The organism is Methylobacterium sp. FF17, from assembly GCF_025813715.1.
GTDB lineage: Bacteria > Pseudomonadota > Alphaproteobacteria > Rhizobiales > Beijerinckiaceae > Methylobacterium > Methylobacterium flocculans.
Window position 1 is genome coordinate 4,714,325 of sequence record NZ_CP107532.1, and the last position, 26,850, is coordinate 4,741,174.

A 26,850-nucleotide genomic window follows, 5' to 3' on the forward strand; every position below is an offset into this window, starting at 1 on the left:
CGTCGCAACCCCGTGCATGCCACTCGCGACCTCTCCGCTTCCCGACCGCGCCGCCGCAGGCGCCCGCATCGCGCGCGCCCTGCGATCCAGCCTGCTCTCACCGGACCTGCCCGATGCGCCTGACCCGCCGAGCCCTCGCCACCGCCCTCGCCGCCTGCGCGGGCCTCCTCGCCGCCGGCCCGGCGTCCGCGCAGACCGCCGTGCCCGTGCGCATCGGCGTCATCCCGGTGATCGGCGCGGCGCCGGTCTTCGTGGCCAACGGCGAGGGCTGGCTCAAGGAGGCGGGCCTCGCCCCCACCTTCACCACCTTCGAATCCGGCCCGAACATGATCCAGGCGCTCGCGTCCGGCACCATCGACGTCTACGTCGCGGGCGTGGCGCCGCTGGCGGTGGCCCGCACCAAGGGCATCGACGTGCGGGTGGTGGCCTCCACCGCCATCGAGGAGATGGTGTTCGTGGCGGGCCCGAAGCTCGCGCCCTACTTCGCCGACGGCGCCAATAAGGCCGAGGCCTTCGCGAAGTTCCGGGCCAAGGAGGGCAAGGCCGCCCGCCTCGCCACGCAGCCGCCGGGCTCGGTGCCCAACACCACCCTGCAGCATTGGCTCTGGCAGGTGGCCAAGGCCGACAAGGCGAATGCCGAGGTGGTGGCCATGGGCATCGACGCGACGCAGCAGGCGATGCTGGCGGGTGCCGTCGACGGCGCCTCGATCCGCGAGCCGGCGCTCACCATCGTGCAGATGCGCAACCCCGCCATCAAGCTGATCGCCACCGGCGGCGAGATGTTCCCCGACCAGCCGGGCACGGTGGTGGGCGTGTTCGGCGCCTTCGCCGACAAGAACCCCGCCGCGGTGGAGGGCCTGGTGAAGGCCGTGGTGCGCGCCACCGAGCTCCTGAAGAGCGATCCGGCCCGCGCGGCCAAGCCCGTGGAGGCGGCGCTCGGCAAGGGCATCACGGATCTGGTCACCATCACCAGGGCCATCACCTCGCCGGCCGCGAAGTTCACCGCCGACCCGCGCGCCATCATCGAGGCCACCAAGCAGATGCAGGCCTATCAGGTCTCCATCGGCACCCTCGACAAGGACGTGCCCCTCGAGGGCCTGTTCGAGCCGAAATACTACGAGGCCGCCACGAAGCGCTGAGGCGCTTCGGTCAGGCCCGGTCCCGGGCGCGCCGCGCCTGGGTCAGCCCGCCATAGCCCCAGGACTCCGCCGGCACCTCGTCCACCACCACGTAGGTGGCGAGGGGCAGTCCCGCCCCGAGCGTCTCGGCCAGCAGCCGGTGCGCCGCGGCGATGAAATCCGCCTTCTGCGCCGGGCTGTTGCTGCCCGCCGTGACCGTGGCGGCGAGATGGGCGGCGACGTCCACGGGCTCGGCCCCGACGCTCCAGGCGCCCGGCGCCACCCGCTCCACCAGCACCGCCGTGAGATCGGCGCGCTTGGCCAGGGTCCCGGCCATCAGGCGGGTGACGCCCGCCCGCAGGGCCGCGAGGGCGGGCTCCGTCAGGGACGGGCTGGCGAGGGTGACACGAACGAACGGCATGGGCTGCGCCTCCAGAGGGTCGGTTCACGGGGATGCCGTGTTGACGAGCCCAGGCTTAGGTGCGCAGCATCGTCGCGAATATCGCGAAGATCCCAACGGATCGTTTGGGAAAACCGAATGGTCGCCCCGCCCGCCACCCTCGACCTCGAGGCCCTGCGCAGCTTCGTCACCGGGATCGACCTCGGCAGCTTCGCCAAGGCCGCCGCGCGCCTGGACCGCTCGCCCTCGGCGATCAGCCTGCAGCTGCGCAAGCTGGAGACGCAGACCGGCCGTTCGCTGACCCGGAAATCCGGCCGCGGCCTCGCCCTGACCGAGGCCGGGGAAGCACTCCTCGGCCCGGCCCGGCGCCTGCTCGCCCTCAACGACGAGACCCTGGCCGCCCTGCACGGACCGGCCCTCTCCGGCCCCGTGCGCCTCGGCCTGCCCCAGGATTTCGCCGAGACCTGGCTGCCCGGCCTCCTCGGCCGCTTCGCGCAGCAGCATCCCGGCGTGCGGGTGGAGGTGCTGGTGGACACCAACGGGGCCGTGCTGGCGGGCCTCGCGGCCGGGCGCCTCGACCTCGCCTTGGTCTGGGAGAGCCCGGCCCTGGTCCGGGACAGCCCGCAGGCCCCCGCGGCGTGGCCGGGCTCGCAGCCCCTGGCGTGGCTCGACCTGCCGATGGCCTGGATCGGGCCGCGCGCGGGCTTTGCGCGTAACCCCGGGGAACCGCTGCCGCTGGTGGCCTTCGCCGCGCCGTGCCTGTTCCGCCAGGCCGGCCTGCAGGCCCTCGACGCGGCCGGGATTCCCTGGCGGGTGGCCTTCACCTCGCCGAGCCTGACCGGCCTCTGGGCGGCGGTGGCCGCCGGCCTCGGCCTCGGTCTGCGGGTGCCCCACGGGCTGCCGGCGAATCTGGCCGCCCTCGCGGCGGGCGACGCGACCCTGCCGGCCCTGCCCCGGATCGGGCTGTCGCTGCGGGCCTCCGGCACGGGCCGCTCACCGGCCCTCGAGCGCCTCGCGGACCTGCTGCGGGCCGCGATGGCCCCGACCCTGTTCGCCTGAGGCGGCCGGAGTCACTCGGCCGGCGTCACTCGGCCGCGAACAGACCCGGCATCTCGGGGGCCTGGGCCGCGTTCTGGCCCCCCTCCGACGGGGCGGCCTTGCTCGAAGGTCCGTCGGCGAGGGGCGCCTTCGGGTCGCCCGGCGCGGTCTCGCAGTTCAGGGCCGGCAGGGCGACGATGCGGTTGCCGCGGTAATCCATGCGGCACACGATGGTGCCGCGCGTCTCGACATAGGCCAGCAGGCGCTTGGCGCGGCCGGGCGAGCGGCTGCCGATGGCCCGGGCCAGGGCCTCGTCGCCGGGGCAGGGCTCGTCGGCGAGCGCCGCGCGGGCCAGCAGCAGGAACAGGCCCTGGACCTCGTCCGGCAGGGTGGCGGCGACGCCCTGCGCCTCCTCCCAGCGCCCGTCCACCTCGCCCGGGGCGGCATCGGCCGCGTCGAAGCCCGCGCGGGCGACGCCGAGGCGGCGGCGGAACGTGGCCAGGTTCATCGCCTCGCCGTCGAGGCCGCGCATGCGGCAGCGCACGAGAAAGTCCTGGTAGACGACCGCCACGGGCTGGCCGCCGGCATCGGGGTCGGCGGCGATGCCGCGCAGGACCGCGTCGAGCCCGGCGCGGATCTCCGCCTCGCTCAGCGGCTCGGGCGCCTCCACCGGCTCGGGGCGGTAGGCGCTGAGTTCGCGCATGAGGTCGGCGGGCGTGGCGCGCGGGGTCGGCGGCGTGCGCGGGGCCGGGGCCCAGGCGTTGCCGGGCTCGTCGGGCGAGCGGGTGAGGATGAGCGCGCGTAGGTCCGCATCCGCGGGGGCGGGGAGCGGCACGAGCTTCGGCGAGCCGGAGCGGGCCGAGGTGGTGACGGGCCCGATGCGGAGCGCCAGGGGCCGCCGGCTCAGGGCCGGGCCCAGCGCCACGAACTCGCCGCGCGCCAGATCGCGGAAGCGCTCGGCCCCGCGCCGGTCGAGGCCGAGGAGGTCGGCCGCGCGCGCCATGTCGATGTCGAGGAAGGTGCGGCCCATGAGGAAGTTGGTGGCCTCCGCCGCCACGTTCTTGGCGAGCTTGGCGAGGCGCTGCGTGGCGATGATGCCGGCCAAGCCCCGCTTGCGGCCCCGGCACATCAGGTTGGTCATGGCGCCGAGCGAGGCCTTGCGGGCCTCGTCCGAGACGTCGCCGGCGGCGGCCGGCGCGAAGATCTGCGCCTCGTCGACGACGATCAGGGCGGGGTGCCAGTGGGTGCGCTCGGCCTCGAACAGCCCGCCGAGGAAAGCGGCAGCGGCGCGCATCTGCGCCTCCATGTCGAGGCTCTCCAGGGTGAGCACCACCGAGACCCGGTGCGCCCGCACCCGCGCGGCGATGGCCTGGAGGTCGGCTTCGCCGTGGGCGCCGTCCACCACCACGTGGCCGTAGGCCTCCGCCAGGGTGACGAAATCGCCCTCGGGGTCGATGATGACCTGCTGCACCGCGCCGGCGCTCTGCTCCAGCAGGCGCCGCAGCAGGTGCGACTTGCCCGAGCCGGAATTGCCCTGGACCAGGAGACGCGTCGCCAGGAGTTCCTCGAGGTCGAGGCGCGCGGGCTCCGCCCCCGGCCCCATGCTCAGACCCATCTCGATGCCGACCGTCATGCCTGCTCCGGCTCCCGCGCGGGGGCTCGTTCCCCCGTGCTCCCTGGCTCTCGCACGAAGACCTTAACACGCGCCGCCGCCGGCGGGTCCGGGCGGCGGGGCCCGCATCCACAGGCCAGGGGTCGCAGAAGGACAGCGGCGGCGGCCGCCAGACGCTTTTTGTTCGATTTTTGTTCTCAGCGAGAGAGTCAACAACGGCGCAGGACAAAGAACCTAGGCCTACAGTCTTAGGTGCGTAGACCTAGGTCTTTCTTCCGGTACGTTTTATCTTGCCGCCTGCTTCGGGGTGCGTCGCGGAACAAACGATAAACATCATGCCGCGCCGACAGGATCGGCATCCCCCTGCATGAACTTCCCTGCATGAGATGACGGGCGCGGCCCTTGCCGCACGGGCGGGCTGATCCAGGTAATCCGGGCATGAACCCAGTCCTCGTCGTCGCCCTCGTCTGCGCCTCCACCGTCCAGGCCCCGGATTGCTCCCGGGACACGGCGCTCGACATCATCACCGGGCCGGCCCACACGCTTCAGGAATGTCTGATGCAGGGGCCGGTGCTCGCCGCCAATGCCGGCCACGGCAATGACCAGGGCACCTACGTGAAGACGCGCTGCGAACCGCGCCGCTGAGCGTGAGCCGACCGGAGACGGAACAGCCGATGGACGATGTCAGCCCCGAGCGCGCGGTGATGATCCGCCTGCGGGCCCGCCTCGCGGTGGTGGAGCGTGCGGCCTGGTTCGGCCTCATCGAGGCCATGCGCGCGCGGCCCGCCGAGACGGAGGCCTACCTCACGGCCGAGCGGGCGAAATGCGCCGAGGGGTTCGGCCAGCGCGGCTGGGCCGCCGACCTGACGGAGGCCGAGCGCCGCCTGCTCGGCGCCGAGGTCGATGCCGGGCTCGCCGGCCTCATCGCGGATGCCAAGTCGGAACTCGGTCAGGGCTGAGGCCGGCCCCGCGAAGGGGCGGCGTCCCGCCCGGTCACATCGCGGCGCGCAGGCGCGCGAAGCCCGCATCGAGATCCGCCTGCAGGTCCGAGACCTCCTCCAGCCCGATATGGAAGCGCAGGGCCGGCCCGTCGGGATCCCAGCGGGTGGCGGTGCGGTAGGTCCTGCAGTCGAACGGAATCACGAGGCTCTCGAAGCCGCCCCAGGAAAACCCCATCCCGAAGAGTTCGAGCCCGTCGAGCATCGCCGCCACGGCGTGCTCCGGGGCGGGCTTCAGGATCACGCCGAACAGGCCGGAGGCGCCGGAGAAGTCCCGCTTCCAGATCGCGTGGCCGGGATCGTCGGGGAGCGCGGGATGGAGCACGCGGGCCACCTCCGGCCGGGCCTGCAGCCATTGCGCCATGGCGAGCCCCTGGGCGCCGTGCTCGCGCAGGCGCAACGCCATGGTGCGAAGGCCCCGCAGCGCCAGGAACACGTCCTCGGGGCCGGGGCACATGGCGAAATGCTCGAAGGTCCGGTGCAGGGCCGGCCAGTAGCGTTCGTTGGCGGAGGTGAGGCCGAGGAGCAGGTCCGAGCCGCCGGAGAGGTACTTGGTGCCGGCCTCCACCGCGATGTCGACGCCCCGCGCATGCGGCGGGAACAGCAGCGGGGTCGCCCAGGTGTTGTCCATGATCACGGCGGCCCCGCGCGCCTGCACGACCTCGGCGATCGCCGGCACGTCCTGCATCTCGAAGCTCTGCGAGCCCGGCGCCTCCACGAGCACGGCCCGGGTGTTCTCGCGCATCAGGGCCCCGATGCCGGCGCCGATCAGGGGGTCGTAGTAGGTGACCTCCACGCCGAAGCGCTTCAGCACGCCGTCGCAGAAGATGCGCGTGGGGCGATAGGCGGAATCGGAGACCAGCAGGTGGTCGCCCGCCGAGACCGCCGCCATCAGGGCCACCGTGAGCGCCGCCAGCCCCGAGGGGGTCAGCACGGTGCCGGCCGCGCCCGCGAGCTCGCTCCAGGCGCTCGTCAGCGCATCCGTGGTCGGGGTCCCGGAGGTGCCGTAATCGTAGCGCCCGCGCCGGTGCTTGAGGTCGTCATAGGTCGGGAACAGCACCGTGGAGCCGCGATAGATCGGCGTGTTGACGAAGCCGTGCTGGGCGGAGGGGTCGCGCCCCGCATGGACGAGGCGGGTGCTCGGCCCGAAGCGGGCGGGATCGCGGGGCGGGGTGTTCGACATCGGCACCGAGGGCAGAAGGCTGAAGACAGGGGATGAACCGGCCGCGACCTCAGCCCGGCCCGCGCGCTCCCGTCAACCCGACGTGCTTGGCCGCGGAAGTCTCGCAGGCGTCTCGTAGGCCGAAGCACGCGTGACGTCTGCACCACCCACCCGTCACTCCGGTGCGCCGCAAATCCTCTGAGACGTGGCACCGGGACGGGAAGATCCCGCGGATCGCGGAGTTCGACCTGGACGGGTCCGATCCGACCGCGCGCCTGTCTTTTCGGCGGTGGCAAGGCTGCGCATGAGCCCTGATCTCGCGGAGCCCGGTCCCGAACTCCGCTGGGCGGCACCGGGATCACGGGGTGGATATGAGGCGCCGCGCGCAAGCTGAAGGGCGCCGGCTTGACCCCGGCCCCCGATCCTCTGCAATGCGCGGATGCGACCCCTCTCGATCCCGCTCCTCGGCGCGCTCCTCGCCGTCATGCCGGCCCAGGCCCAGGAGGGCACCCTCGCCCAGGTGAAGGCGCGCGGGCACCTCGTCTGCGGGGTCAGCGGGGGGGTGGCGGGCTTCAGCATGCCGGACGGCCAGGGGCGCTGGCACGGGCTCGACGTGGATTTCTGCCGGGCGCTGGCGGCGGCGATCTTCGACGATCCGGACAAGGTGCGCTTCATCCCGCAATCCTCGGCCGCGCGCTTCACCGCCCTGCAATCGGGCGAGATCGACGTGCTCGCCCGCAACACCACCTGGACCCTGTCGCGCGACACCGCCGCGATGAACTTCCCGGTGATCACCTTCTTCGACGGGCAGGGATTCCTGGTCCGCAAGGCGCTGAACGTCACGAGCGTGAAGCAGCTCGACCGGGCCACGATCTGCCTGCAGCAGGGCACCACCACGGAGCTCAACACCGCCGACTGGTTCCGCACGCGCGGGCTGAGCTATCAGGTCGTCACCTTCGCCAACAGCGAGCAGACGCTCGGCGCCTATGAATCGGGGCGCTGCGACGCCTACTCCACGGACAAGTCCTCCCTCTACGGCGAGCGCCTGAGGACCGCGCACCCGGAGGAGCACGTCATCCTGGAGGAGGCGATCTCGAAGGAGCCCTTCGCGCCGGGCGTGCGCCAGGGCGACGACGCCTGGCGCGACCTCGTCGCCTGGACCCACTACGCCATGGTCGACGCGGAGGAGGCGGGCATCCGCCAGGACAATGTCGATGAGTTGCGGAAGGAAGCCCTGAGCCCGGACGTGAAGCGCATCCTCGGGGTGGAAGGCAAGTACGGGCAGGCCCTCGGGCTGACCACCGACTGGGCCTACCGGATCGTCCATCACGTCGGCAATTACGGCGACGTCTTCGCGCGCAACCTCGGGGACGCGACGCCGCTCAAGATCCCGCGCGGGCTGAACGCCCTCTGGACGCAAGGGGGCCTGCAATACGGGCCGCCGATCCGGTGAGGGTGGGGGCAAGACGGATCGTGGGCGCGCGGTTCCTCCCTCCTCTGCCGGATCGGAACCGCTGGATCCCTCCATCGTGCGGGAAGCACGGGTCCCCTCTCCTGGAAGGAGAGGAGCCCCGCTGCGCGCGACGCACGCGACCGACGGCCGCCTTCGCACGGTCGCGCACGGACGATCGATCCGGGTCCCGTCGTATGAATCCCGCCCCGCGATGGGGGACGGACCGTGCCTAGCCGCCCGCTCCGCCCCCGCGCCCTCGCGCTCCAGGCCCTCGTCGTGCTGGCACTCGCGGCGCTGGCGTATCTCGCCGCGACCAATGCCTCCGAAAAGCTCGCGCGCCAGGGCATCACGGCCGGGTTCGGGTTCCTGTCGCGCGCCGCCGGGTTCGACATCAGCCAGCGGCTGATCCCCTACGCGGCGGCGACCTCGACCTATCTCGACGCGTTCTGCGTCGGGCTCCTCAACACGCTGCTGGTCTCGAGCCTCGCCATCGTGCTGGCCACGGTGATCGGGTTCGCGGTGGGCATCACCCGGCTCGCGCCGAACTGGCTCGCCCGGACGCTCGCGGCCACCTATGTCGAGACGCTGCGCAACCTGCCGCTGCTGCTCCAGCTCCTGGTCTGGTACGTGGCCGTGCGGGTGGCGCTGCCCGAGGCGCGCGACCCGGCCGCCTGGGGCGGCGCCTATCTGAGCCAGCGCGGGCTGGTCCTGCCGCGCCCCGAGTTTTCCGGGGCCGCCTGGCTCGTGCCCCTCGCCGTCGCGGCGGGCCTGCTCGGTGCGTTCGCCCGGGTGCGTCGCGGGGCCCGGCGGGTCGAGGCCGGGGCCGAACCCGGCCCGGTCGCGGGGCCCGCCCTCGCCCTGGTGCTCGGCCTGCCGGCCCTGGCCTGGATCGGGCTGGCGCTCGCCGGCCACCCCGTCGCCATCGCCTGGCCGGCCCCCGGCCCCTACGGCCCCGAGGGCGGTCTCGGGGTGCTGCCGGAATTCGCCGCCCTGCTCCTCGGCCTCTCCACCTACACGGCGGCCTTCATCGCCGAGATCGTGCGCGCCGGCCTCGCCAGCGTGGCCCGCGGCCAGGGCGAGGCCGCCGCCGCCCTGGGCCTCGGCCGCGCCAAGGCTCTGCGCCTCGTCACCATCCCGCAGGCGATGCGGGTGATCGTTCCGCCGCTCACCAGCCAGTACCTCAACGTGACGAAGAACTCGTCGCTGGCGGTGCTGATCGGCTATCCCGACCTCGTCCACGTCTTCATGGGCACCGTGCTCAACCAGACCAACCAGGCCGTGGAGGTCGTGGCGATCACCATGGCGGTCTACCTCACCCTCAGCCTCGGCCTCGCCGCCGTGATGAACGCCTACAACCGCCGCGCGGCCCCGGTGATCCGATGAGCGGCGTGACCCGATGAGTGGCGTGACCCGATGAGCCGCGTGCCCCGATGAGTATCGTGCGCGAAACCCTGCTGCCCCCGGCGCCCCCGCCGCGCCGGACCGGCGGGCCCCTCGGCTGGCTGCGGAACAACCTGTTCTCGGGGCCCGGCAACACCGTCGCCACGCTGGTGATCCTGGCGGGGCTGGCGCTCCTCGTGCCGCCGCTGATCCGCTTCCTCGTCACCGACGCGGTCTGGAGCGGCGCTTCGGGCGAGGCCTGCCGGCCGGAGGTCGCCGGGCATCCGGTCGGCGCCTGCTGGGCCTTCATCGGCGACAAGATCAACTACCTCGTCTACGGCTCCTACCCGGCCGCCGAGCGCTGGCGCCCGAACCTGTTCTTCGCGCTGGTGGCCTTCGGCGCCGCCTGGATGCTGTGGCTCGACGCCCCGCGCCGGGGGCTCGGCGCGCTCTTCGTCTTCCTCGCCGGCCCGCTCCTGTCCTTCTGGCTGCTCTCGGGCGCCCCGCTCCTCGGCCTGGTGCCCGTGGCCACCAGCCTCTGGGGCGGCATGCTGGTGACCCTGGTGGTCTCGCTGGTCGGCATCGTCGCCTCCCTGCCGCTCGGCATCCTGCTGGCGCTGGGACGGCGCTCGGAGCTGCCGATCGTGCGCTATGCCTGCATCGGCTTCATCGAGTTCTGGCGCGGGGTGCCGCTGATCACCGTCCTGTTCATGGCCAACGTGATGCTGCCGCTGTTCCTGCCCGGCGACCTCACCGTGGACCGACTGGTGCGCCCCCTCGTCGGGATCGCGCTGTTCGCCTCCGCCTACATGGCCGAGGTGGTGCGCGGCGGCCTGCAGGCGATCCCCGAAGGCCAGGGGCGGGCGGCCCTGGCCCTCGGCCTGACGCGGGCCCAGGCCATGCGCCTCGTCGTCCTGCCCCAGGCCCTCAAGGTGGTGGTGCCGGGCATCGTCAACACCCTGATCGGCCTGTTCAAGGACACCACCCTGGTCTCCATCGTGGGCATCGCCGACTTCATCCGGGTGCTGGAGGCGGCCCGCGCCGATCCGCGCTGGTCGGCGCCGACGATCCCCGCCACGGCCTACGCCTTCGCGGCCCTGTTCTACCTCGCGTTCTGCTTCGCGATGGCGCGCTATGCCGGCTTCGTCGAGCGTCGGCTCGCCGCCGGGGAACGGGACCGGTCATGACGGCGCCCGCGGTCGAATTCTTCGGGGTGAACAAGTGGTTCGGCACCACCCACGTCCTGCGCGCGGTCTCGCTGAGCGTCGCCCCGTCCGAGCGAATCGTGATCTGCGGCCCCTCGGGCTCGGGCAAGTCGACCCTGATCCGCTGCGTCAACGGCCTCGAACCCTACCAGGGCGGCACGATCCGGCTGGACGGCCGGGACCTGACCCCGGCGCGCATCCCGGCGGTGCGACGCACCGTCGGCATGGTGTTCCAGCACTTCAACCTGTTCTCGCACCTCACCGTGCTGGAGAACTGCACCCTGGCGCCGATCCACGGGCGCGGGATCGGGCGCCGGGCGGCCGAGGCGCGGGCGCGCGCGGAACTCGAGCGCCTCGCCATCGCGGACCTGGCGGGGCGCCATCCCGGCCAGCTCTCCGGCGGGCAGCAGCAGCGCGTCGCCATCGCCCGCGCCCTCTGCCTCGACCCGAGCGTGATGCTGTTCGACGAGCCGACCTCGGCCCTCGACCCCGAGATGGTGGGCGAGGTCCTCGACACCATGACGGCGCTCGCCGAGCGGGGCATGACCATGCTCTGCGTCACCCACGAGATGGGTTTTGCCCGGCGGGTGGCCGACCGGGTGGTGTTCATGGACGAGGGCCAGATCGTCGAGGTCGCCCCACCGCAGGCGTTCTTCGATCACCCCGAGCATCCGCGCACGCAGGCCTTCCTCGCCCGCCTGCTCTGAGATTCCCAACCTCCCGGACCCCGGATCGCATCGGACCCGTCGCGCTCCGGGACGCGGGCACAACTGTGCCGGCGCAGGAAGTCTCGCGAAGCGCTCCGCTCCGGTTCGTTAACGCCGATGCGCTAAATCCCGTCTGGTACTCGCGTATCCGGGAAGTTGATCCCTTGCGTATCCTGCGTCACATCGTGGTCGGCAGCGTCTTCGGCGGCAGCGTCCTCGCCATCGCCTTCGCCTGCGTCGACCGGCTCGACCACCCGGCGCCCGTCCGGTCCGCCGCCCCGGTGGCGACGCTCACCCGGCTCCGCCCGCCCGAACCCGCCGTGACGGGCTCGCTGCCCGCCGAGACCGGCCCCTCGATCAGCGACATCCTCGGGCGCGACGCGGCGCCCCGGAACGCGGTGACCCGGACCGCGCCCCCCGCCCCCAAGGCGGCCGCGGTCCGCGAGGCGACGGCCAAGGTCGCGCCGAAGCCCGCCGCTGCAAAGCCCGTGGTGAAGAAGACCGCCGAGGGCTTCGACACCGAGCGCCTGAACGCCCTGATGCGCGGCGATCCCACCGTCACCCTCACCCGCAGCCGCTGAACCGGCTTCGAGGCAAGCGACTCCCAGGCAAGCGACTCCCAGGCAAGCGACTCCCAGGCAAGCGGCTCCCAGGCAACCTCCCGCGCCGCCTTGCGTGCCCGGCATACCGGTGCGCGCCATCCCGCACGCCGCGATCCCGCCCCGCCTTGTATGATACCGAGCCTCACCGGCCCCGACCGAGGGTCGGGGCCGGCGGATGGCCGCCGCCGCGCGGTCGCGCGGGCAGACCGCGACGAGTCCGGCTCATCGCGGTCCGGTATGAGCCGCTCCGGATGGGCGAAGGGCGGCGGGGGAGACGGTCCTTGGGTCTGATCTACGCGCTCGGCGCCTACCTGAGCTGGGGCCTCGTGGTCCCGGTGCATTTCCGCCTCCTCGACGCCGTGCCGGCCCCGAGCATCCTCGCCCACCGCATCGTCTGGTCGAGCCTGCTCGTCGCCGGGCTGCTGCTCGCCCTGCGCCGCCGCATCCGGAACCCGTTCCCGCTGGTGCGCCGGCACGGGCTGCTCGTGCTGTCGGCCGGGCTGATCGGCGTGAACTGGCTCCTCTACCTCCAGGCGGTGCAGTCCGGGCACATGCTCGACGCGAGTCTCGGCTACTTCATCAACCCGCTGATGAGCGTGGCCCTAGGCGCCCTGGTGCTCGGCGAGCGGCTGCGCCCGGTCCAGGCGGGGGCGGTGGCGCTCGCGGCCGGCGCCGTGCTGCTGGCGGTGGCGATGGCGGGCAGCCTGCCCTGGGTCTCGCTGGCGCTGGCGGGGAGCTTCTCCCTCTACGGGCTCGCCCGGAAGGTCGTCGGCGTCGACGCCATGGTGGGGTTCGCCGCCGAGACGCTGCTGCTCCTGCCGGTGGCGCTGGTCTATCTCGCGGCCGTCGCCCCGCCGGTGATCCAGGGCGATCCGGTGCGGGCCGGGCTGATCCTGCTCACCGGGGCCACCACCGCCCTGCCCCTGATCTGGTTCGCGGCGGCCGCCGAGCGACTCACCCTCGCGACCCTGGGGCTGATGCAGTACCTCGCGCCCTCCTGCCTCCTCGCCCTGAGCACCCTCGTCTACGGCGAGCGGCTGGAGCCCCACCGCATGGTGCTGTTCGAGCTGATCTGGCTGGCGCTGGCGATCTACGCCGCCGATGCCTATCGTGCCGCCCGGCAGGCGCGGGCCGCCTGAGGGCTTTCCGGACCGGACGGGCCCGGGACGCCGACGCCCGCCGATCCTGGAGACTGCCATGTCCCTGACCGTCATGTCCCTGACCGCGCTTCTCGTGCCGACATATCGGAACATGCTGGGGACCCTCGCCGGGCTGCTGGACACGGTCGAACGGCAGGCGCCGACCCAGGCCGAAAGCCTGCTGTCGGCGCGCCTCGCCACGGATATGCTTCCGCTGGCCGCCCAGCTGCGCTTCGCCGCCTTCCTGGCGCAGGAAGCGACCTTCCGCCTGCGCGGGCAGGCCATGCCTCCGTCGCTCGAGGCGGTGGCGGCAGAGGGGCGCCATGCCGGTGACGCTCCCGGATCCTTCGCCGAGGCGCGTGACCGGATCGGCCAAGCCCTGTCCCATCTGGACGGTCTGGCCGGGGACGCGCTCGACGCAGGAGCAACGTTGCCGATCGCGATCGAGCTTCCGGGCGGCCTGACCTTCGACATGACGGGCGAAACGTATGCGCGCGACTGGGCGCTGCCGCAATTCTACTTCCACGTCGTCACGGCCTACGCCATCCTGCGGAACCAGGGGATCGAGATCGGCAAGGCCGAGTACGTGCCGCACATGTTCGCCTATCTCAGGTCCACACCGGCGGCATCGGCCCAGGCGGAGCCCGGCGACGCGCGGTCCTGAATCCTGCGGGCTCTCCGATCGGAGACCGCGCCGAGGGACCCGCGGGAAGGCGCCGTGCTGACCAACCGCATCACCGACATCGCCGGCATCCGGGTCGGCCACGCCACCGACCTCCGGCTCGCCAGCGGCGTCACCGCCCTCCTCTTCGACGCCCCCGTGGTGGCGGGCGTCGACGTGCGCGGCGGCGGCCCCGGCACCCGTGAGACCGACCTCCTCGACCCGGAGCGCACGGTGGAGCGCATCGACGCGCTGGTGCTCTCCGGCGGCTCGGTCTTCGGCCTCGACGCGGCCGCCGGCGTCGTCGCGCACCTGGCCGAGACCGGGCGCGGCTTCGCGGTGGGGCCGGCGCGGGTGCCCCTCGTGCCCGCCGCGATCCTGTTCGACCTCCTCAACGGCGGCGACAAGGCCTGGGGCCGGTATCCGCCCTATCGCGACCTCGGCTACGCGGCGGCCCGCGCGGCCGGGCGGGCCTTCGCCCTGGGCTCCGTCGGGGCGGGGACGGGGGCCGCCACCGCCAACCTGAAGGGCGGGATCGGCTCCGCCTCGACCGAGGTGACGGGCCTGCCGGTCCGGGTCGGGGCACTGGCGGCGGTGAACGCCTTCGGCCGCGTGACGATCGGCGAGGGCCCGCATTTCTGGGCCGCCCCCTACGAGACCGGGCCGGAATTCGGCGGGCTCGGGGGCCCCGCGGCGATGCCGGACGACGCCTTCGCGTGGCCGCGCGAGGCTCTGGCGGGGGCGAGCACCACCCTCGCCGTGGTCGCCACCGACGCCGCCCTGACCAAGGCGCAGGCGCGCCGCCTCGCGGTGATGGCCCAGGACGGGCTGGCCCGGGCGATCCACCCGGTTCACACGCCCCTCGACGGCGACGTGGTCTTCGCCGTCTCCACCGGCCGGGCGGCGCTCGCCGACCCCGTCACGGATCTCGCCCGGATCGGCGACGCGGCGGCCCGGACGCTCGCCCGCGCGGTGGCGATCGGGGTCTTCTCCGCCACGTCCCTGCCGGGGTTCGCCGGTCCGCCCGCCTGGCGGGACCGCTTCGGGCCGTGAGCCGCGCCCCTACGGCGCCAGCCAGCACCCGCGCCAGCCGTCGGCGCGCATCCAGGCGGCGCGGCGGTGTCCGCGCCGGTCGAGGAAGAGGAATTCGAGGCGGGCCACCTCGACCACCACGGCGCAGAAGTTCGGGCGCCCCGTGGTCAGCGCCGTCTCGGCATCGGGCAGCGCGTAGGCGCCGCCCGTGGGCAGGACCGCCCCGGGGGCCGGGTCGGCACCGTAGCAGACCCGGCTCATCGCCCGGGATTCGGCCCAGGCGGCCTCGGCGAGCGCGTCGTCGGTGTGGAGCCGGGCGGGGCCCGACGCCCGGATCTGGATCTTGGCGTCGGAATCGTAGCCGTGCAGGGCCGCGACGCCCGTGGCCGCGATCTCGACCGCCTTGTCCGAGCGGCGGTCACAGTGGAAGCGCAGGGCCCCGCTCGCGCGGTCGGCCGCGCGCAGCACCACGGTGCGCACCTGCGGCTGTCCGGCCGCGTCCACGGTGGCGAGCGCCGGCATGTGGAAGGCGTTGCGGCGCAGGACGGGCCCCGCCTCCAGCAGGCGCCAGATCTCGGTGAGCGCCGCCTCGAGGTCGTCGTGGAAGGGCGGCAGCGGATCCATTCAGGATCCCGCGCGGGCGGCGCGGCGCTCGCGCAGGATCAGGTTGACGTTGCGCAGATAGATGAAGGTCGAGAGCGCCTGCCCGAAGATGATCACCGGCTCGCGCCGCACGAGGCCGTAGACCAGGGTCATCAGGCCGCCCGCGATGGACAGGAACCAGAAGGCCAGCGGCATCACGCTCTTGCCCGCCCGCTCGGAGGCGAGCCACTGCACCACGAAGCGGGCGCCGAACACCGCCTGGGCCAGGATGCCGAACACGAGCCAGGCATCGAAGCGGGTGACGAAGACGTCGTAGACGTAGCCGCGGATGTCCTCGGCGAGCTGGATCAGCATGGCCTCAGGCCTCCGTCACGTCGGTCACGCGCGGCGTCACGCGCTTGCGCCGGATCAGCCACCACACGCCGGCCAGGTCGAGGAGCCCCACCCAGAGCCGGTCGAACAGGCCGTATTTCGAGGTGCCGGTGAAGCGCGGCCGGTCGACCACGTCGCGGTGGACCACGCCGAAGCCTTCGCGGGCGACGAGGGCCGGCATGAAGCGGTGCTGCCCGTCGAAGAACGGCAGCGTGTGGTAGACCGCCCGGCGCACGAGCTTGTAGCCGCAGCCGGTGTCGCGGGTGGCGTCCTTGAGGATGCGCACCCGGACCCCGTTGGCGATGCGCGACTGGAGGCTCTTCAAGCGGCCGTCCTTGCGCCCGACGCGCTGCCCCTGGGCGAGGCCGGTGCGGTCGCCGCCCGCCTCGATGGCCTCGAGCAGGGGGGCCAGGTACGCCGGGTCGTTCTGGCCGTCGCCGTCCATCAGGGCGCAGACCGGGGCGCGGGCCACCGCGATCCCGCTGCGGAGGCCGGCGGCCTTGCCGGCGGTGCGGTCGTGGGCGAGCACCCGGAGCCAGGGGCGCCCGATCCGCGCCGCCGCCAAGGCCTCGGCGGTGCCGTCGGTGGAGCCGTCATCGACGTAGATGACCTCGAAGGGGCCGAGGGTGGCGCAGGCGGTCTCGAGTTCGGAAACCAGGCTCGCGATGTTGCCGGCCTCGTTCTTCACCGGAATGATCACGGAGAGGCGCATGGGTGTTCGGTCCGTGAGGTTTCAGGGCGTCACCGCGTAGGCCGAGAGATCGACCGCACGCCCGCCATTGATGTTGAAGCCCGAGACGGTGCCGACCCGGTGCGGCGCCAGCCCGGCGGCCGTGGCGGCCTCGGCGAAGCTTTTCGCGAAGCGGCCCTCCACGTAGACGAGGCGGCAGCCTTCCCCCGTGGGAGCGCCTTGCCCCTTCAGGAAGTCCGCGGCCTCCGCGCCGGTGCCGAGCATGGCGAGATCGGTGCCGATCAGGAAGACGAAGCTCGGCTCGCGGTAGCCGAGGCTCGCCACCCGGGGCTGCGGGCAGGGCAGGCGGTCACGGATCGCGGCCAGGCGCGGCGAGACCTTGAGGGCGGCGATCACCGGCTGGGTCAGGCCGAACACCGCCGGCGAGAGCAGCATCGCGGCCACGATGCCGAGGGCGAGCGCCCGCTCCGCCAATCCCCGGGAAAAGGCGCGCCAGCTCGAGACCGCCACGGCGCTGGCGGCCAGCAGCAGGGGCAGCCCGGCGAGCGGCAGGGTCCGGTCGTAGGCCCAGGCGAAGGCCGAGAGCCCGAGGGTGAGCGCGACGGGGATCAGCACCACGAGCCCGGCGGTGAGGCGCGCGCCCCGGCGCTCCGGGTGGAGCGCGCCGGCGGCGAGCGCCCGCAGGGTGAGGATGGCGATGGCGGGCATCAGGGGCAGCACGTAGTGCGGCAGCTTGGTCGGCACGATCTCGAACAGGATCCAGGTCGGCACGATCCAGGCGACCAGGAAGGCGATGGCGGGCTCGCGCCGGAACCCCCAGGCGAAGGGCGCGCTCAGCGCCGCGAAGGCGGCGCCCGGCCAGAAGGTGCCGAAGAAGGCGATGAGGTAGGCGCCGGGCGGGGCGAAGTGCTTCTCCGAGCCGCCCTGCACCTTGCTCAGCATGTCGTGGCCCACCGCCTCGCCGTAGAAGGCGCCGCCGCTCTTCCAGGTGATGGCCGCGAACCAGGGGGCCACGATCAGCAGGGTCAGGGGCAGGCCGAGGCCGGGCCGCAGGGCGCCGAGCCAGCGGCCCGAGCGCGCGCGCACCGAGAGGACGAGGGCCGGCAGGCCGCAGAACAGCGGCACCATCGGACCCTTGATCAGGATGCCGAGGGCCAGGCCGAGCCAGAAGGCCAGCACGGTGGCAGTGTCGAGGCGCTCCCGCTCCCGCTGCAGCCAGGCACGGGCGAGAGCCCCGAAGGTCGCCACCGCGCAGGCGCAGAGGAGCGCGTCGGTCTTGGCGAGCCGCGCCTCGGCCGAGAGCACCACGCAGGCCCCGAACAGGGCCGCGGCGAGGAGCGCCCCGCGCCGGGGCAGGAAGGACAGGGCCGACCAGTAGGTCAGCAGCACCGCGCCGATGGCGCCCAGCAGCGACGGGATGCGGTACAGCCCGATGGTGGTGCGGGCGTTCGGCACGCCGAGCGCCTCGGCGGCGCCGACCACCGCGGCCTGCGCCCAGTAGATGCCCACCGGCTTCTTGTGCCGGGCCTCCGCCTGGAAGCGGATGTCGATGAGGTCCCCGGTCTCCAGCATCTGCTTGGAGGCCTGGGCGAAGCGCGGCTCGTCCCGGTCCATGGGCTGGAGCGAGGCGATCCCGGGCAGGAAGCAGACGAGGCAGAGGACCACCAGCAGGACGCAGGCGCGGGCATGGCTCCGGGTCGCGGCCGCCAGGATGGCGTCCGGGAACGCCAGGGCGTCGCCGCGGGCCGGGTGGGGCACGAAGGCGCGGTCGGTCATGCGGGAGGATGGGCCGTCTGGGGGGACATACGCGGCTCCGCACCGGCGCTCGGCCCCGGAATCCGCTCGATGATTCCGGTCGATGCCGCGAGGCCGGCGGTGTCGATGATGCGGCCGGGAATGTCAAATCCCGGGGTCGGCCCCCGGCCCCGGGGCGCCCTCGCGAAAGCGCCGGCGGTAGGCGGCCGGCGCCACCGCGACGTGGCGGAGGAAGCTGCGCCGCAGGGTCTCCTCGGAGCCGAAGCCGCAGCGCGCGGCGATGCGCTTGAGAGGAAGCGCGCTCTCGGCCAGCAGCCGCCGCGCCGCCTCGACGCGCAGCCGCTCCAGGGCGCGGGCCGGGGTCAGCCCCGTGGCCGCACGGTAGTGCCGGGCAAAGCCGCGCGGGCTCATGCCGGCGGCCTCCGCGAGGCGCGCGACGGTGAGGTCCTCGCCGAGGTGCTCGGCGATCCAGGCGTGCAGCGCCTCGAAGCGCGTGCCCGCCGCCTGGAGCGACAGGGCAGTGCTGAACTGGGCCTGCCCGCCGGGTCGCTTGAGGAACACCACGAGGTGCCGGGCGACCGCCAGGGCCGTCGCCCGGCCGAGGTCGGCCTCCACCAGGGCAAGGGCGAGGTCGATGCCCGCCGTCACCCCGGCGGAGGTCCAGAGCGCGCCGTCCCGGATGAAGATGGGGTCGGGCTCGACCCGGGCCCGCGGGTAGCGCCGCGCGAGTTCGGCGCAGCGCGTCCAGTGGGTCGCCACCCGGCGCCCGTCGAGGAGGCCCGCCGCCCCGAGGAGGAAGGCGCCCGTGCAGACCGATGCCACGCGCCGGGCGCGGGGGACGCGCGCGGCGATCCAGGCCGGCAGGTCGCCCGCCTCCGCCGCCGTGACGCCGCGCCCGCCCGCCACGAGGAGCGTGTCGAGGGGCCGATCCGCGGGCGGCAGCGCCTCCGTCGCGAGCCCGAGCCCGGCGGAGCTGCGGACGGGCTCGCCCGCCGACGCGACCACGTGCAGGGCGTAGGGCGCCGCGCCGGGGCCCGCGAGGTCGTTGGCCGTGGCGAAGACCTGCAGCGGCCCCGCCACGTCGAGGAGTTGGACATCCGCGAAGACGAGGATCTCGACGCGGCGCGGGTCTGGCAGGAAACGAGGGGACTTAGTCATTTCCGCCAGAGACTGACCGGTTAGGGTCCTGCCTGTCCAGACCGGCTGGACCAGCCCTGCGGAGATCCTGGAACGATGACCCTCGACATCGGCCTCCTCACCTTCCCGAGCGTCCAGCAGCTCGACCTCACCGCGCCCTACGAGGTGTTCGCCGGGATCCCGGGGGCCCGCATCCACCTCGTGGCGGCGGGGCTCGACCCGGTGACGAGCGCCACCGGCCTCGTGCTCACCCCGACGACGCGCCTGGCGGATTGCCCGCGCCTCGACGTCCTCTGCGTCCCCGGAGGGGTCGGGGTGAACGCGCTGATGCGGGACGAAAGCGTGCTCGGCTTCGTGCGCGCGCAGGCGGAGCACGCGCGCTACGTCACCTCCGTCTGTACCGGGGCGCTGGTGCTCGGCGCGGCGGGCCTGCTCAAGGGCCGGCGCGCCACCACCCACTGGGCCGCCCTCGACCTGCTGCCCGCCTTCGGGGCGATTCCCGTGGCCGAGCGGGTGGTGCGCGACGGCGCCCTCTTCACCGGCGGCGGCGTCACCGCCGGGATCGACTTCGCCCTGACGCTCGCCGCCGAACTCGTGGGGCGGCCGATGGCCGAGGGCATCCAGCTCGGCCTCGAATACGCACCGGCCCCGCCCTTCGCCTCCGGCACGCCCGAGGCGGCCAGCCCCGCCGTGCTCGCCGCGACGCGGGCGCGCCTCGCGGCGAGCCGGGCCGAGCGCGAGGGCATCGTGCGGGCGCTCACCGGCGCGGCGGACGTCGCGGCGTGGGAGCGCCCGGCTCCGACCGCGTCCTGAGGATCGCCGCGCCCGTTCGCGGGGTCTTCGTGGATCCGCAAGGTCTTCGTGGTTCAAAAGAACCTTCGCAGGTTGATCAGAAGAACCTTCGGGGGTTGGAAAGTATTCTGCGCGCCTATCGAGCGGGGCGGGCGGCGCTAGAATGGGCATCGTGCGCCGCATCCTCGGCGCAGGAGCGGACCATGACGACGGGCATTGCCGGCGGTGCGCAGGCCGCGAGGCGGGCAGACCTCCCCGATGCCGTGCGCGTCGGGACGATGGGCCTCATCCTGCTCTTCGTGCTGATCGGGGCCGATCCGTTCTACGACGGGACGGCGGCCGAGAACGCGGCCTCGCGGGCCGGTGGCAACCTGCTCAACCAGGTGCTGTTCCTGGCCATGGGCGCCATCGCGGCCGTGGTGCTGGCCTGGCGCGGGCGGGAGGCCCTGCGCCCGCTGGCCACCCTGCCGATCCTGGCCACCCTCGGCTGGATCTGCGTCTCCACCGCCCTCTCGATCGAGCCCGCCGTCTCGGCGCGCCGGCTGATCTCCCTCGTGATCATGTTCAGCGGCGTGGTGAGCGTGCTGGTGCTGGCCCGCGACGCACGCCAGTTCGCCGACGTGTTCGGCACCTGCGTGCTCGTCGTGCTCCTGCTCTGCTACCTCGGCGTCGCCCTGGTGCCCGAGCGCGCCATGCACACGGCCCTCGACCTCATCGAGCCCGAGCATGCGGGGAGCTGGCGCGGCCTCTACGCGCACAAGAACGGCGCGGGCGCGGCCATGGGCCTGTTCGTCATCGTCGGCCTGTTCTGGGCCGGGATGGGCCGGCGGGTGCTCGGAACCCTGGTGGCCGTGCTGGCGGGTGTCTTCCTCGCCTTCACCAACGCCAAGACCTCCCTGGTCATGACCCCCCTGGTGCTCGGCCTGACCTGGGCCTGCACCCTCTCGGCCTCGCGGCCCTGGCGCCGGCTCGTGCTCCTCGGGCCCCTGGCGCTGCTGCTGGTGGCGACGGTGGGCTCCGTGATGTCCCCGGCCATCGGATCGGTGATCGCGAGCCTGACCTCGGACCCGACCTATACCGGCCGCACCGAGATCTGGGCCTTCGCCCTCGACAACATCGCCAAGCGCCCCCTCACCGGCTTCGGCTACGGGGCGTTCTGGGAGAGCGTGTTCTACGGCGGCGGCGGGGACGCGACGACCTGGGTCAACCGCGCCACGGATTCGCATAACGGCTACCTCAACACCGCCCTGGAGAGCGGCCTGCCCGGCCTCGCCCTGACCGTGTGGTGGCTCGTGCTCGCCCCCCTCTCCGACCTCGAATCCCACCAGTCCCGCCAGAGCGCGCGGGCGGCCGCGATCGACCCGCTCAGCCTGCTGTTCCTGCGGATCTGGCTGTTCACCCTGCTGGTCGCGGTGTTCGAATCGGTGTTCTACCAGGCCACCAACGCGCTGTTCTTCCTGCTCGCCGTCGCCGTGCTGGGCCTGCGCTTCTCCGCCGGGGCGCGGGTGATCGAGGCGGGCTCGCGGTGACGGACCCGGCCGGGATCGCACCGTCCGCGCCGGGCCGCGCCCACCCGCCGGTCGCCCCCTTGCGCGCGCTGACGGCCCTGCGCTTCGTGGCCGCCGCCTACGTCCTGGTGTTCCACTACGCCCGGTTCTTCTTCCCCGAGGCCGCGATCCCGGCCCCGATCGGGCTCGGCTATTCCGGGGTGACGTTCTTCTTCCTGCTCTCGGGCTTCATCCTGGCCTACAACTACCACGCGGTGGACCTGCGCGAGCCCGGCGCCCGCGCCCGCTTCCGCCGGGCGCGGGTGGCCCGGGTCTATCCCGTCTACCTGCTCTCCCTGGCCCTCGCCCTGCCATGGCTCGCCGCCTGGGTGGCGAAATCGGCGCCCCCCCTGCAGGGGCTGATGGCCGCGAGCGCGGTGCTGGCACCGCTCGGCCTGCACGCCTGGGTGCCGGGCGCGGCCTGCGCGCTGAACTGCCCGAGCTGGTCGGTCTCGGTGGAGCTGGTCTTCTACGCCCTGTTCCCCGTCCTGCTGCCGCTCGCCCTGCGGACACCCGGCCGCACCGCCGCCCTCACCCTGGCGGCCTGGGGCGCCCTCGCCGCCGCGGCGAGCCTCGCCTTCGCGCGCTACGCCCCCGGTGCGTCGCTGATCGACCCGACGGGCACGGGACCGGTGCTGCTCGCGCAGGCGATCAAGTACAACCCCCTGCTGCGCCTGCCGGAATTCGTCGCCGGCCTCCTCCTCTACGCGGCCTCGCGGCGGGTCCGGATACCGACCGGCGGCCTCCTCGGGCTGGCGGCGCTCGCCGCCCTCGGACTGGTCGCGGCCGCCCCCCACCTGCCGGAGGTGGTCCTTCACAACGGCCTCACGGCGCTGGCCTGGGCCCCCCTGATCCTGGCCGGGGCGCAGATGCGCTCCGGCCCCCTGGTGGCGCCGGGATTCGTCTTCCTCGGCCGGATCTCCTTTGCCCTCTACCTCATCCATGCGCCGGCCTACGCCCTGGTGAACAGCCTCGACCGGGCCGCCCTCGGCGGCCGGCTCCGGGACCTGCCCTGGCTCGGGGCGGGTCTCGCCGCCGCCCTCGCCCTGGGCTTCAGCGTCGCGCTGCACCGCCTCGTCGAGGAGCCGGCGCGCCGGCGCATCCTGCGGGCGGGCGGGCCGGCGCGCGAACCCGCGCCCGCCTCACCGTGACCTACCGCCCCGACATCGACGGCCTGCGCGCCCTGGCGGTGCTCGCGGTCCTGGCCTTCCATGCGGGAATTCCGGGCTTCGGGGGCGGCTTCGTCGGGGTCGACGTGTTCCTCGTTATCTCCGGCGCCATCATCACCGCGCGGATCCGCGCCGAGGTGGAGGCCGGGCACTTCTGCGTGGCGGGGTTCTACGAGCGGCGGATCCGGCGCATCCTGCCGATGCTCGCCGCCACGATCCTCGCCAGCGCCCTCGCCGCCGCCGTCCTGCTGCCCGCAGAGGCGCGGACCGACCTCGCCCGCAGCCTCGCCGCCGCCGCCGGCTTCGTCTCGAACCTCTATTTCTGGAAGACCTCGGGCTACTTCGACGTCGCCGCCCAGACCCGCCCCCTGCTCCACACCTGGTCGCTCTCCCTGGAGGAGCAGTTCTACCTCGTCGTCCCGCTCCTGCTGCCGGTGCTGCTGCACCGGTTCCCCCGCCGGGCGGTCGCCCTCCTGCTCCTGGGGGCCCTGGCCTCGTTCGGGCTCAGCCTCTGGCTCACCGCGCGCGCGCCGACGACGAGCTTCTACCTGCTGCCGACCCGGGCCTGGGAACTCCTCCTCGGGAGCCTCCTCGCCTTCGCACGGCCCGGCGCGATCCGGGCGCCGGCCCTACGCGAGGCACTCGCGGCGGCCGGGCTCGCGCTGATCCTGGTGCCGGTGCTCGCCTATGACGAGGCGACCCCCTTCCCCGGCCTCGGCGCCGTGCCGCCCTGCCTCGGGGCGGCGCTGGTCATCCTCGCCGGCGCGTCCGGCCCGAGCCGCGTCGGCGCCCTGCTCGCGGCCCGCCCCTGCGTCGCGGTCGGGCTCGTCTCCTATGCCCTCTACATGGTGCACTGGCCGCTGATCGTGTTCACGCGCTACGCCCTGCTGCGCGAGCCCGAGGGCCTGGAGACCGTGGCGCTGCTCGCCGCCTGCGGCGCCCTCGCCTATGCGGGCTGGCGCTGGATCGAGACGCCGTTCCGGCGCCCGGCGCAGGCCCTGCCCCGGGCCGTCCTGTTCCGCCGGACCGGGGCCGCCCTGGCCGGGTGCCTCGCCCTCGGCCTCGCGGCCGGGTTCGGGGCGCCCCCCGCCGGCCCGGCCGGGACGCCGCTCGCCGGCCTGGAACGCGAGGGCTGGCGGGGCGGGCGCTGCTTCCTCGAGGATCAGGATCCCGCCGCCTGGGCCGGCGAGGCCTGCCGGATCGCCGCCGGTACCGGGCGCACCGCCCTGCTCTGGGGCGATTCCTTCGCCGCCCATTACGTGCCGGGCCTGGCGCGGCATGCCGGGGACCTCAGCCACGACATCCTGCAATACACCGCCGCCGGCTGCCCGCCGCTCCTCGACCACCGGTCCCGCGCCCGGCCGACCTGCGCCGCCTTCAACGCCCGCCTGCCCGAGGTGATCCGCGCCTACGGGGTCAGCCAAGTCATCCTCGCCGCGCGCTGGGACCTCGTGCCGCCCCACGCGCTGGCGACCCTGCCCGACACCCTGGCACGCCTGCGGGCGGCGGGGGTCGCGGTCTCGCTCATCGGCCCCTCGCCGCTCTTCGCCTTCGACGTGGGGCTCCTCGGCGCGCGCGGCGCCGGAACCCGGGACGACGGCTCGGCCGCCTGGTTCGCCCGGTCCGGGCACCGCGCCGCCGAGACCCTGCGGGCCCTGGCGCCGGAGGTGGGCTTCGCCGACCCCGAGGCCTTCTTCTGCGCCGGCCCCCTCTGCCGCTACCGCACGGACGGCAGCGACCTGTTCGTCGATTACGGACACCTCTCGCAGGCGGGCAGCGACCGGGCGGTGCGGGCCTATTTCCCCCTGCTCCGACCCCAGCGGGCCTCCCTGGCGCCCTGAGGCGCCGACCCCGCGATCCGGCCGTTCCCTGTCAGCGGATGTTCAGGACGCCCCTGGCAGGTTTCGGGGGTCCGGCCCGCGAGGCCGGATTCGGACATCAGCAGAAGGTCATGGTTCCATGCCCGTGAAATCGCTCGTGGCGGCCCTCGCCGTCGCCGGCGGCGTCAGCCTCGCCCCCGCCGCCCACGCCGCACCGATCGCTCCGGCCCAGCCCCTGGCGGGCGCGGCCGTCGAGACCGTCGCCTATGGGTGCGGCCCCGGCTTCATTCCGAACCGGTTCGGCTATTGCCGGCCGATGGGCCGCCCCGTCTACGGCCCCCGCGCCTTCTACGGGCCCAGGCCCTTCTACGGACCGCGTCCCTTCTATGGACCGCCCCCGTTCTACGGGCCGCGCCACGGCTATTACCGCCCGCGCCCGCTCTACGGGCCGTACTTCTAGGATCGGACCGGACCGGGCGGCCCCGCGCCGCCCGCGTCATTTGGTGTCGGCGCCGGACGGGGCCGGAAGGACTAGGAGCGGGCCCCTCCGCGAATGCCGCGACGGGGAGCCCCCATGCGCGCCAACCTCCTGCCCGGTCGTCTCTTCGGCCCCTTCGGTCTTTTCGGCCTCTCCGGCCTCTTGGGTATCCTGGTCTTCTTCGGGATCCTGGCGGGCGGGCCCGGGCCGGCCCGGGCCGAGCCGGTGCTGCCCACCCTCGACGCCGCCAACACCCGCTACTCCGCCCTCGACCGGATCACCGCCGACAATGTCGGCCGCCTCCAGGTCGCCTGGACCTTCTCCACCGGGGCCTTGCGCGGCCACGAGGGCGCCCCCCTGGTGGTCGACGGGGTGATGTACGTCCACACGCCCTTCCCCAACACCGTCACCGCCCTGGACCTCGACCACGAGGGCCGCATCCTGTGGCGCTACGAACCGAAGCAGGACCCGGGCGTCCAGGCCCTCCTGTGCTGCGACACGGTCCATCGCGGCCTCGCCTATGCGGACGGCGCCCTCCTCCTGCAGCTCGCCGACACCACCCTGGTCTCCCTCGACGCGAAGACCGGCCGGGTGAACTGGTCGGTGCGCAACGGCGACCCGGCCCGGGGCGAGACCAACACCGCCGCCGTCCTGCCGGTGAAGGGCAAGGTCCTGGTCGGCCTGTCGGGGGGCGAGTTCGGGGTGCAGTGCCACGTCACCGCCTACGACGCGCGGAGCGGGGCCCGGCTCTGGCGCGCCACCGCGACGGGCACCGATGCGGAGATGCGGGTCGACCCCGAGCGGACCACGTCCCTCGGCAGGCCCATCGGCCGGGATTCCTCGCTGAAGAGCTGGGAGGGCGACCAGTGGCGGACCGGCGGCGCCTGCGCCTGGGGCTGGTTCGCCTACGACGCGGCCCTCGACCTCGTCTATTACGGCACCGGCAACCCCTCGACCTGGAACCCGGCGCAGCGCCCCGGCGACAACCGCTGGTCGGCCTCGATCGTGGCCCGCGATCCCGACACGGGGATCGCCCGCTGGCTCTACCAGATGACGCCCCACGACCAGTGGGACTACGACGGCGTCAACGAGATGATCCTCACCGACCAGGCGGTCGACGGCGTCACCCGCCCGCTCCTCACCCATTTCGACCGCAACGGCTTCGCCTACACGCTGGATCGCGCCACCGGCGAACTCCTGGCCGCCCGGAAATTCGACCGCGCGGTGAACTGGGCCAGCCATGTGGACCTCGACCGGGCCTCGCCGGGCTACGGCCGCCCGGTGCTCGACCCGCGCTACGCGCCCGAGGCCACCGGCGAGGACGAGACCACCACGGGCATCTGCCCCGGCGCCATCGGGGCCAAGAACCAGCAGCCGGCCGCCTACTCGCCGCGCACACGGCTGTTCTACGTGCCGACCAACCACATCTGCATGGATTATGAGCCCTTCCGGGTCTCCTACACGCCCGGCCTGCCCTATGTCGGCGCCACCGTGAGCCTGCGCCCGGCCCCGGACGATCCCCGCACCGGCACCCTGACCGCCTGGGACGGGGTGAAGGGGGGCATCGCCTGGTCGATCCCCGAGCCGTTCTCGGTCTGGTCCGGGGTGCTCGCCACCGCCGGGGACGTGGTGTTCTACGGAACCCTCGAGGGCTATCTGAAGGCCGTCGACGCGCGCTCGGGCCGCGAACGCTACCGGTTCAAGACGCCGTCCGGCATCGTCGGCAACGTCACCACCTACACGCATCGGGGCCGGCAATACGTCGCCGTGCTCTCGGGGGTCGGCGGCTGGGCCGGGATCGGCCTGGCGGCGGGCCTCACCGATCCCAACGACGGCGCCGGCGCGGTCGGCGGCTACGCCGCCCTCTCCCGCTACACCGCGCTCGGGGGCCAGCTCACCGTGTTCGCCCTGCCCGAGTGAGGCTTGACTGGCGATAGGTCCCGCCTCCCGACGCAGCGACCGGGGGCGGCCGGGCCTCG

The 26,850-nt window shown here is 73.7% G+C and carries 26 protein-coding genes; 18 read left to right on the forward strand and 8 right to left on the reverse strand.

The features are described from left to right. Window positions 1-113 precede the first annotated feature (113 nt). A complete protein-coding gene (locus tag OF380_RS22585; protein WP_264047802.1) occupies window positions 114-1,139 on the forward strand; it encodes an ABC transporter substrate-binding protein in 1,026 nt (341 codons plus the stop codon). A gap of 10 nt (window positions 1,140-1,149) precedes the next feature. On the opposite strand, the gene OF380_RS22590 is transcribed toward OF380_RS22585, so the two are convergent. Further along, the gene (locus OF380_RS22590; RefSeq protein WP_264047804.1) at window positions 1,150-1,539 is read right to left on the reverse strand and encodes a tautomerase family protein; all 390 of its coding nucleotides are present in this window, start codon (window positions 1,537-1,539) and stop codon (window positions 1,150-1,152) included. Window positions 1,540-1,656: 117 nt separating this feature from the next. Here OF380_RS22590 and OF380_RS22595 point away from each other — a divergent pair, with 117 nt between their 5' ends. After that, window positions 1,657-2,577: a LysR substrate-binding domain-containing protein gene (locus OF380_RS22595; protein WP_264047806.1), complete on the forward strand. Its 921-nt coding sequence runs from the start codon at window positions 1,657-1,659 to the stop codon at window positions 2,575-2,577. A 25-nt stretch (window positions 2,578-2,602) separates the two neighbouring features. On the opposite strand, the gene OF380_RS22600 is transcribed toward OF380_RS22595, so the two are convergent. Continuing rightward, a complete protein-coding gene (locus tag OF380_RS22600) occupies window positions 2,603-4,189 on the reverse strand; it encodes an ATP-binding protein (RefSeq protein WP_264047808.1) in 1,587 nt (528 codons plus the stop codon). Window positions 4,190-4,606: 417 nt separating this feature from the next. Here OF380_RS22600 and OF380_RS22605 point away from each other — a divergent pair, with 417 nt between their 5' ends. Continuing rightward, a complete protein-coding gene (locus OF380_RS22605; RefSeq protein WP_056222048.1) occupies window positions 4,607-4,813 on the forward strand; it encodes a hypothetical protein in 207 nt (68 codons plus the stop codon). A gap of 29 nt (window positions 4,814-4,842) precedes the next feature. Continuing rightward, window positions 4,843-5,127: a hypothetical protein gene (locus tag OF380_RS22610; protein ID WP_264047813.1), complete on the forward strand. Its 285-nt coding sequence runs from the start codon at window positions 4,843-4,845 to the stop codon at window positions 5,125-5,127. Window positions 5,128-5,161: 34 nt separating this feature from the next. Here the strand turns inward: OF380_RS22610 and metC are convergent, their stop codons facing one another. Next, on the reverse strand, window positions 5,162-6,349 hold the full coding sequence (gene metC, locus OF380_RS22615) for a cystathionine beta-lyase (RefSeq protein WP_264047816.1): 1,188 nt from the start codon (window positions 6,347-6,349) through the stop codon (window positions 5,162-5,164). Window positions 6,350-6,767: 418 nt separating this feature from the next. On the opposite strand from metC, the gene OF380_RS22620 reads away from it, so the two are divergent. The 8 genes from OF380_RS22620 to OF380_RS22655 all read left to right on the forward strand — a co-directional run bounded on the left by OF380_RS22620 (window position 6,768) and on the right by OF380_RS22655 (window position 14,528). Then, window positions 6,768-7,781 carry an amino acid ABC transporter substrate-binding protein gene (locus tag OF380_RS22620; protein WP_264047818.1) on the forward strand — a complete coding sequence of 338 codons (1,014 nt, stop codon included), beginning with the start codon at window positions 6,768-6,770 and terminating at the stop codon, window positions 7,779-7,781. Window positions 7,782-8,006: 225 nt separating this feature from the next. Continuing rightward, window positions 8,007-9,164 carry an amino acid ABC transporter permease gene (locus OF380_RS22625; RefSeq protein WP_264047820.1) on the forward strand — a complete coding sequence of 386 codons (1,158 nt, stop codon included), beginning with the start codon at window positions 8,007-8,009 and terminating at the stop codon, window positions 9,162-9,164. A gap of 47 nt (window positions 9,165-9,211) precedes the next feature. Beyond that, complete coding sequence (locus tag OF380_RS22630; RefSeq protein WP_264047822.1) at window positions 9,212-10,348, forward strand: amino acid ABC transporter permease; 1,137 nt, start codon at window positions 9,212-9,214, stop codon at window positions 10,346-10,348. Then, window positions 10,345-11,073, forward strand: a complete 729-nt coding sequence (locus OF380_RS22635; RefSeq protein WP_264047824.1) for an amino acid ABC transporter ATP-binding protein — start codon at window positions 10,345-10,347, stop codon at window positions 11,071-11,073. The genes OF380_RS22630 and OF380_RS22635 overlap by 4 nt, the downstream gene beginning before the upstream one ends. 164 nt (window positions 11,074-11,237) lie before the next feature. Next, window positions 11,238-11,654, forward strand: a complete 417-nt coding sequence (locus OF380_RS22640) for a hypothetical protein (RefSeq protein WP_264047825.1) — start codon at window positions 11,238-11,240, stop codon at window positions 11,652-11,654. Window positions 11,655-11,956: 302 nt separating this feature from the next. Further along, window positions 11,957-12,814, forward strand: coding sequence for an EamA family transporter RarD (gene rarD / locus OF380_RS22645; protein WP_264047827.1), 858 nt, complete (start codon window positions 11,957-11,959; stop codon window positions 12,812-12,814). Window positions 12,815-12,872: 58 nt separating this feature from the next. After that, entirely contained in the window at window positions 12,873-13,478 is a 606-nt protein-coding gene (locus OF380_RS22650; RefSeq protein ID WP_264047829.1) for a DUF1993 domain-containing protein, read from the forward strand. Window positions 13,479-13,532: 54 nt separating this feature from the next. Further along, the gene (locus OF380_RS22655; protein ID WP_264047832.1) at window positions 13,533-14,528 is read left to right on the forward strand and encodes a P1 family peptidase; all 996 of its coding nucleotides are present in this window, start codon (window positions 13,533-13,535) and stop codon (window positions 14,526-14,528) included. Between the two features lie 9 nt (window positions 14,529-14,537). Here the strand turns inward: OF380_RS22655 and OF380_RS22660 are convergent, their stop codons facing one another. The 5 genes from OF380_RS22660 to OF380_RS22680 all read right to left on the reverse strand — a co-directional run bounded on the left by OF380_RS22660 (window position 14,538) and on the right by OF380_RS22680 (window position 19,086). Beyond that, window positions 14,538-15,131, reverse strand: coding sequence for a pyridoxamine 5'-phosphate oxidase family protein (locus OF380_RS22660; protein WP_264047835.1), 594 nt, complete (start codon window positions 15,129-15,131; stop codon window positions 14,538-14,540). Continuing rightward, window positions 15,132-15,464, reverse strand: coding sequence for a lipid-A-disaccharide synthase N-terminal domain-containing protein (locus tag OF380_RS22665; protein WP_264047838.1), 333 nt, complete (start codon window positions 15,462-15,464; stop codon window positions 15,132-15,134). 4 nt (window positions 15,465-15,468) lie between these two features. Then, on the reverse strand, window positions 15,469-16,194 hold the full coding sequence (locus OF380_RS22670; protein WP_264047840.1) for a glycosyltransferase: 726 nt from the start codon (window positions 16,192-16,194) through the stop codon (window positions 15,469-15,471). 21 nt (window positions 16,195-16,215) lie between these two features. After that, window positions 16,216-17,949: an ArnT family glycosyltransferase gene (locus tag OF380_RS22675; protein WP_264047842.1), complete on the reverse strand. Its 1,734-nt coding sequence runs from the start codon at window positions 17,947-17,949 to the stop codon at window positions 16,216-16,218. Window positions 17,950-18,072: 123 nt separating this feature from the next. Continuing rightward, a complete protein-coding gene (locus OF380_RS22680; protein WP_264047844.1) occupies window positions 18,073-19,086 on the reverse strand; it encodes a GlxA family transcriptional regulator in 1,014 nt (337 codons plus the stop codon). Window positions 19,087-19,161: 75 nt separating this feature from the next. Here OF380_RS22680 and OF380_RS22685 point away from each other — a divergent pair, with 75 nt between their 5' ends. The 6 genes from OF380_RS22685 (at window position 19,162) to OF380_RS22710 (ending at window position 26,791) form a co-directional block, all read left to right on the forward strand. Continuing rightward, on the forward strand, window positions 19,162-19,878 hold the full coding sequence (locus OF380_RS22685; protein WP_264047846.1) for a DJ-1/PfpI family protein: 717 nt from the start codon (window positions 19,162-19,164) through the stop codon (window positions 19,876-19,878). Window positions 19,879-20,060: 182 nt separating this feature from the next. Continuing rightward, window positions 20,061-21,386 carry an O-antigen ligase family protein gene (locus OF380_RS22690; protein ID WP_264047848.1) on the forward strand — a complete coding sequence of 442 codons (1,326 nt, stop codon included), beginning with the start codon at window positions 20,061-20,063 and terminating at the stop codon, window positions 21,384-21,386. After that, the gene (locus OF380_RS22695) at window positions 21,383-22,555 is read left to right on the forward strand and encodes an acyltransferase family protein (protein ID WP_264047850.1); all 1,173 of its coding nucleotides are present in this window, start codon (window positions 21,383-21,385) and stop codon (window positions 22,553-22,555) included. Before OF380_RS22690 ends, OF380_RS22695 begins: the two co-directional genes overlap by 4 nt. Further along, window positions 22,552-24,414 carry an acyltransferase family protein gene (locus OF380_RS22700; protein ID WP_264047852.1) on the forward strand — a complete coding sequence of 621 codons (1,863 nt, stop codon included), beginning with the start codon at window positions 22,552-22,554 and terminating at the stop codon, window positions 24,412-24,414. The genes OF380_RS22695 and OF380_RS22700 overlap by 4 nt, the downstream gene beginning before the upstream one ends. A gap of 118 nt (window positions 24,415-24,532) precedes the next feature. Continuing rightward, window positions 24,533-24,853 carry a GCG_CRPN prefix-to-repeats domain-containing protein gene (locus OF380_RS22705; RefSeq protein WP_264047854.1) on the forward strand — a complete coding sequence of 107 codons (321 nt, stop codon included), beginning with the start codon at window positions 24,533-24,535 and terminating at the stop codon, window positions 24,851-24,853. 114 nt (window positions 24,854-24,967) lie between these two features. Beyond that, window positions 24,968-26,791 carry a methanol/ethanol family PQQ-dependent dehydrogenase gene (locus OF380_RS22710; protein WP_264047856.1) on the forward strand — a complete coding sequence of 608 codons (1,824 nt, stop codon included), beginning with the start codon at window positions 24,968-24,970 and terminating at the stop codon, window positions 26,789-26,791. The last annotated feature ends 59 nt before the right edge of the window (window positions 26,792-26,850 follow it).

Bases quoted from the DNA above. Each gene is read 5' to 3' on its own strand.
- OF380_RS22585 (WP_264047802.1), top strand. From the start codon at position 114: ATGCGCCTGACCCGCCGAGCCCTCGCCACCGCCCTCGCCGCCTGCGCG.
- OF380_RS22590 (WP_264047804.1), bottom strand. From the start codon at position 1,539: ATGCCGTTCGTTCGTGTCACCCTCGCCAGCCCGTCCCTGACGGAGCCC.
- OF380_RS22595 (WP_264047806.1), top strand. From the start codon at position 1,657: ATGGTCGCCCCGCCCGCCACCCTCGACCTCGAGGCCCTGCGCAGCTTC.
- OF380_RS22600 (WP_264047808.1), bottom strand. From the start codon at position 4,189: ATGACGGTCGGCATCGAGATGGGTCTGAGCATGGGGCCGGGGGCGGAG.
- OF380_RS22605 (WP_056222048.1), top strand. From the start codon at position 4,607: ATGAACCCAGTCCTCGTCGTCGCCCTCGTCTGCGCCTCCACCGTCCAG.
- OF380_RS22610 (WP_264047813.1), top strand. From the start codon at position 4,843: ATGGACGATGTCAGCCCCGAGCGCGCGGTGATGATCCGCCTGCGGGCC.
- metC (WP_264047816.1), bottom strand. From the start codon at position 6,349: ATGTCGAACACCCCGCCCCGCGATCCCGCCCGCTTCGGGCCGAGCACC.
- OF380_RS22620 (WP_264047818.1), top strand. From the start codon at position 6,768: ATGCGACCCCTCTCGATCCCGCTCCTCGGCGCGCTCCTCGCCGTCATG.
- OF380_RS22630 (WP_264047822.1), top strand. From the start codon at position 9,212: ATGAGTATCGTGCGCGAAACCCTGCTGCCCCCGGCGCCCCCGCCGCGC.
- OF380_RS22635 (WP_264047824.1), top strand. From the start codon at position 10,345: ATGACGGCGCCCGCGGTCGAATTCTTCGGGGTGAACAAGTGGTTCGGC.
- OF380_RS22650 (WP_264047829.1), top strand. From the start codon at position 12,873: ATGTCCCTGACCGTCATGTCCCTGACCGCGCTTCTCGTGCCGACATAT.
- OF380_RS22660 (WP_264047835.1), bottom strand. From the start codon at position 15,131: ATGGATCCGCTGCCGCCCTTCCACGACGACCTCGAGGCGGCGCTCACC.
- OF380_RS22665 (WP_264047838.1), bottom strand. From the start codon at position 15,464: ATGCTGATCCAGCTCGCCGAGGACATCCGCGGCTACGTCTACGACGTC.
- OF380_RS22670 (WP_264047840.1), bottom strand. From the start codon at position 16,194: ATGCGCCTCTCCGTGATCATTCCGGTGAAGAACGAGGCCGGCAACATC.
- OF380_RS22675 (WP_264047842.1), bottom strand. From the start codon at position 17,949: ATGACCGACCGCGCCTTCGTGCCCCACCCGGCCCGCGGCGACGCCCTG.
- OF380_RS22680 (WP_264047844.1), bottom strand. From the start codon at position 19,086: ATGACTAAGTCCCCTCGTTTCCTGCCAGACCCGCGCCGCGTCGAGATC.
- OF380_RS22685 (WP_264047846.1), top strand. From the start codon at position 19,162: ATGACCCTCGACATCGGCCTCCTCACCTTCCCGAGCGTCCAGCAGCTC.
- OF380_RS22690 (WP_264047848.1), top strand. From the start codon at position 20,061: ATGACGACGGGCATTGCCGGCGGTGCGCAGGCCGCGAGGCGGGCAGAC.
- OF380_RS22705 (WP_264047854.1), top strand. From the start codon at position 24,533: ATGCCCGTGAAATCGCTCGTGGCGGCCCTCGCCGTCGCCGGCGGCGTC.
- OF380_RS22710 (WP_264047856.1), top strand. From the start codon at position 24,968: ATGCGCGCCAACCTCCTGCCCGGTCGTCTCTTCGGCCCCTTCGGTCTT.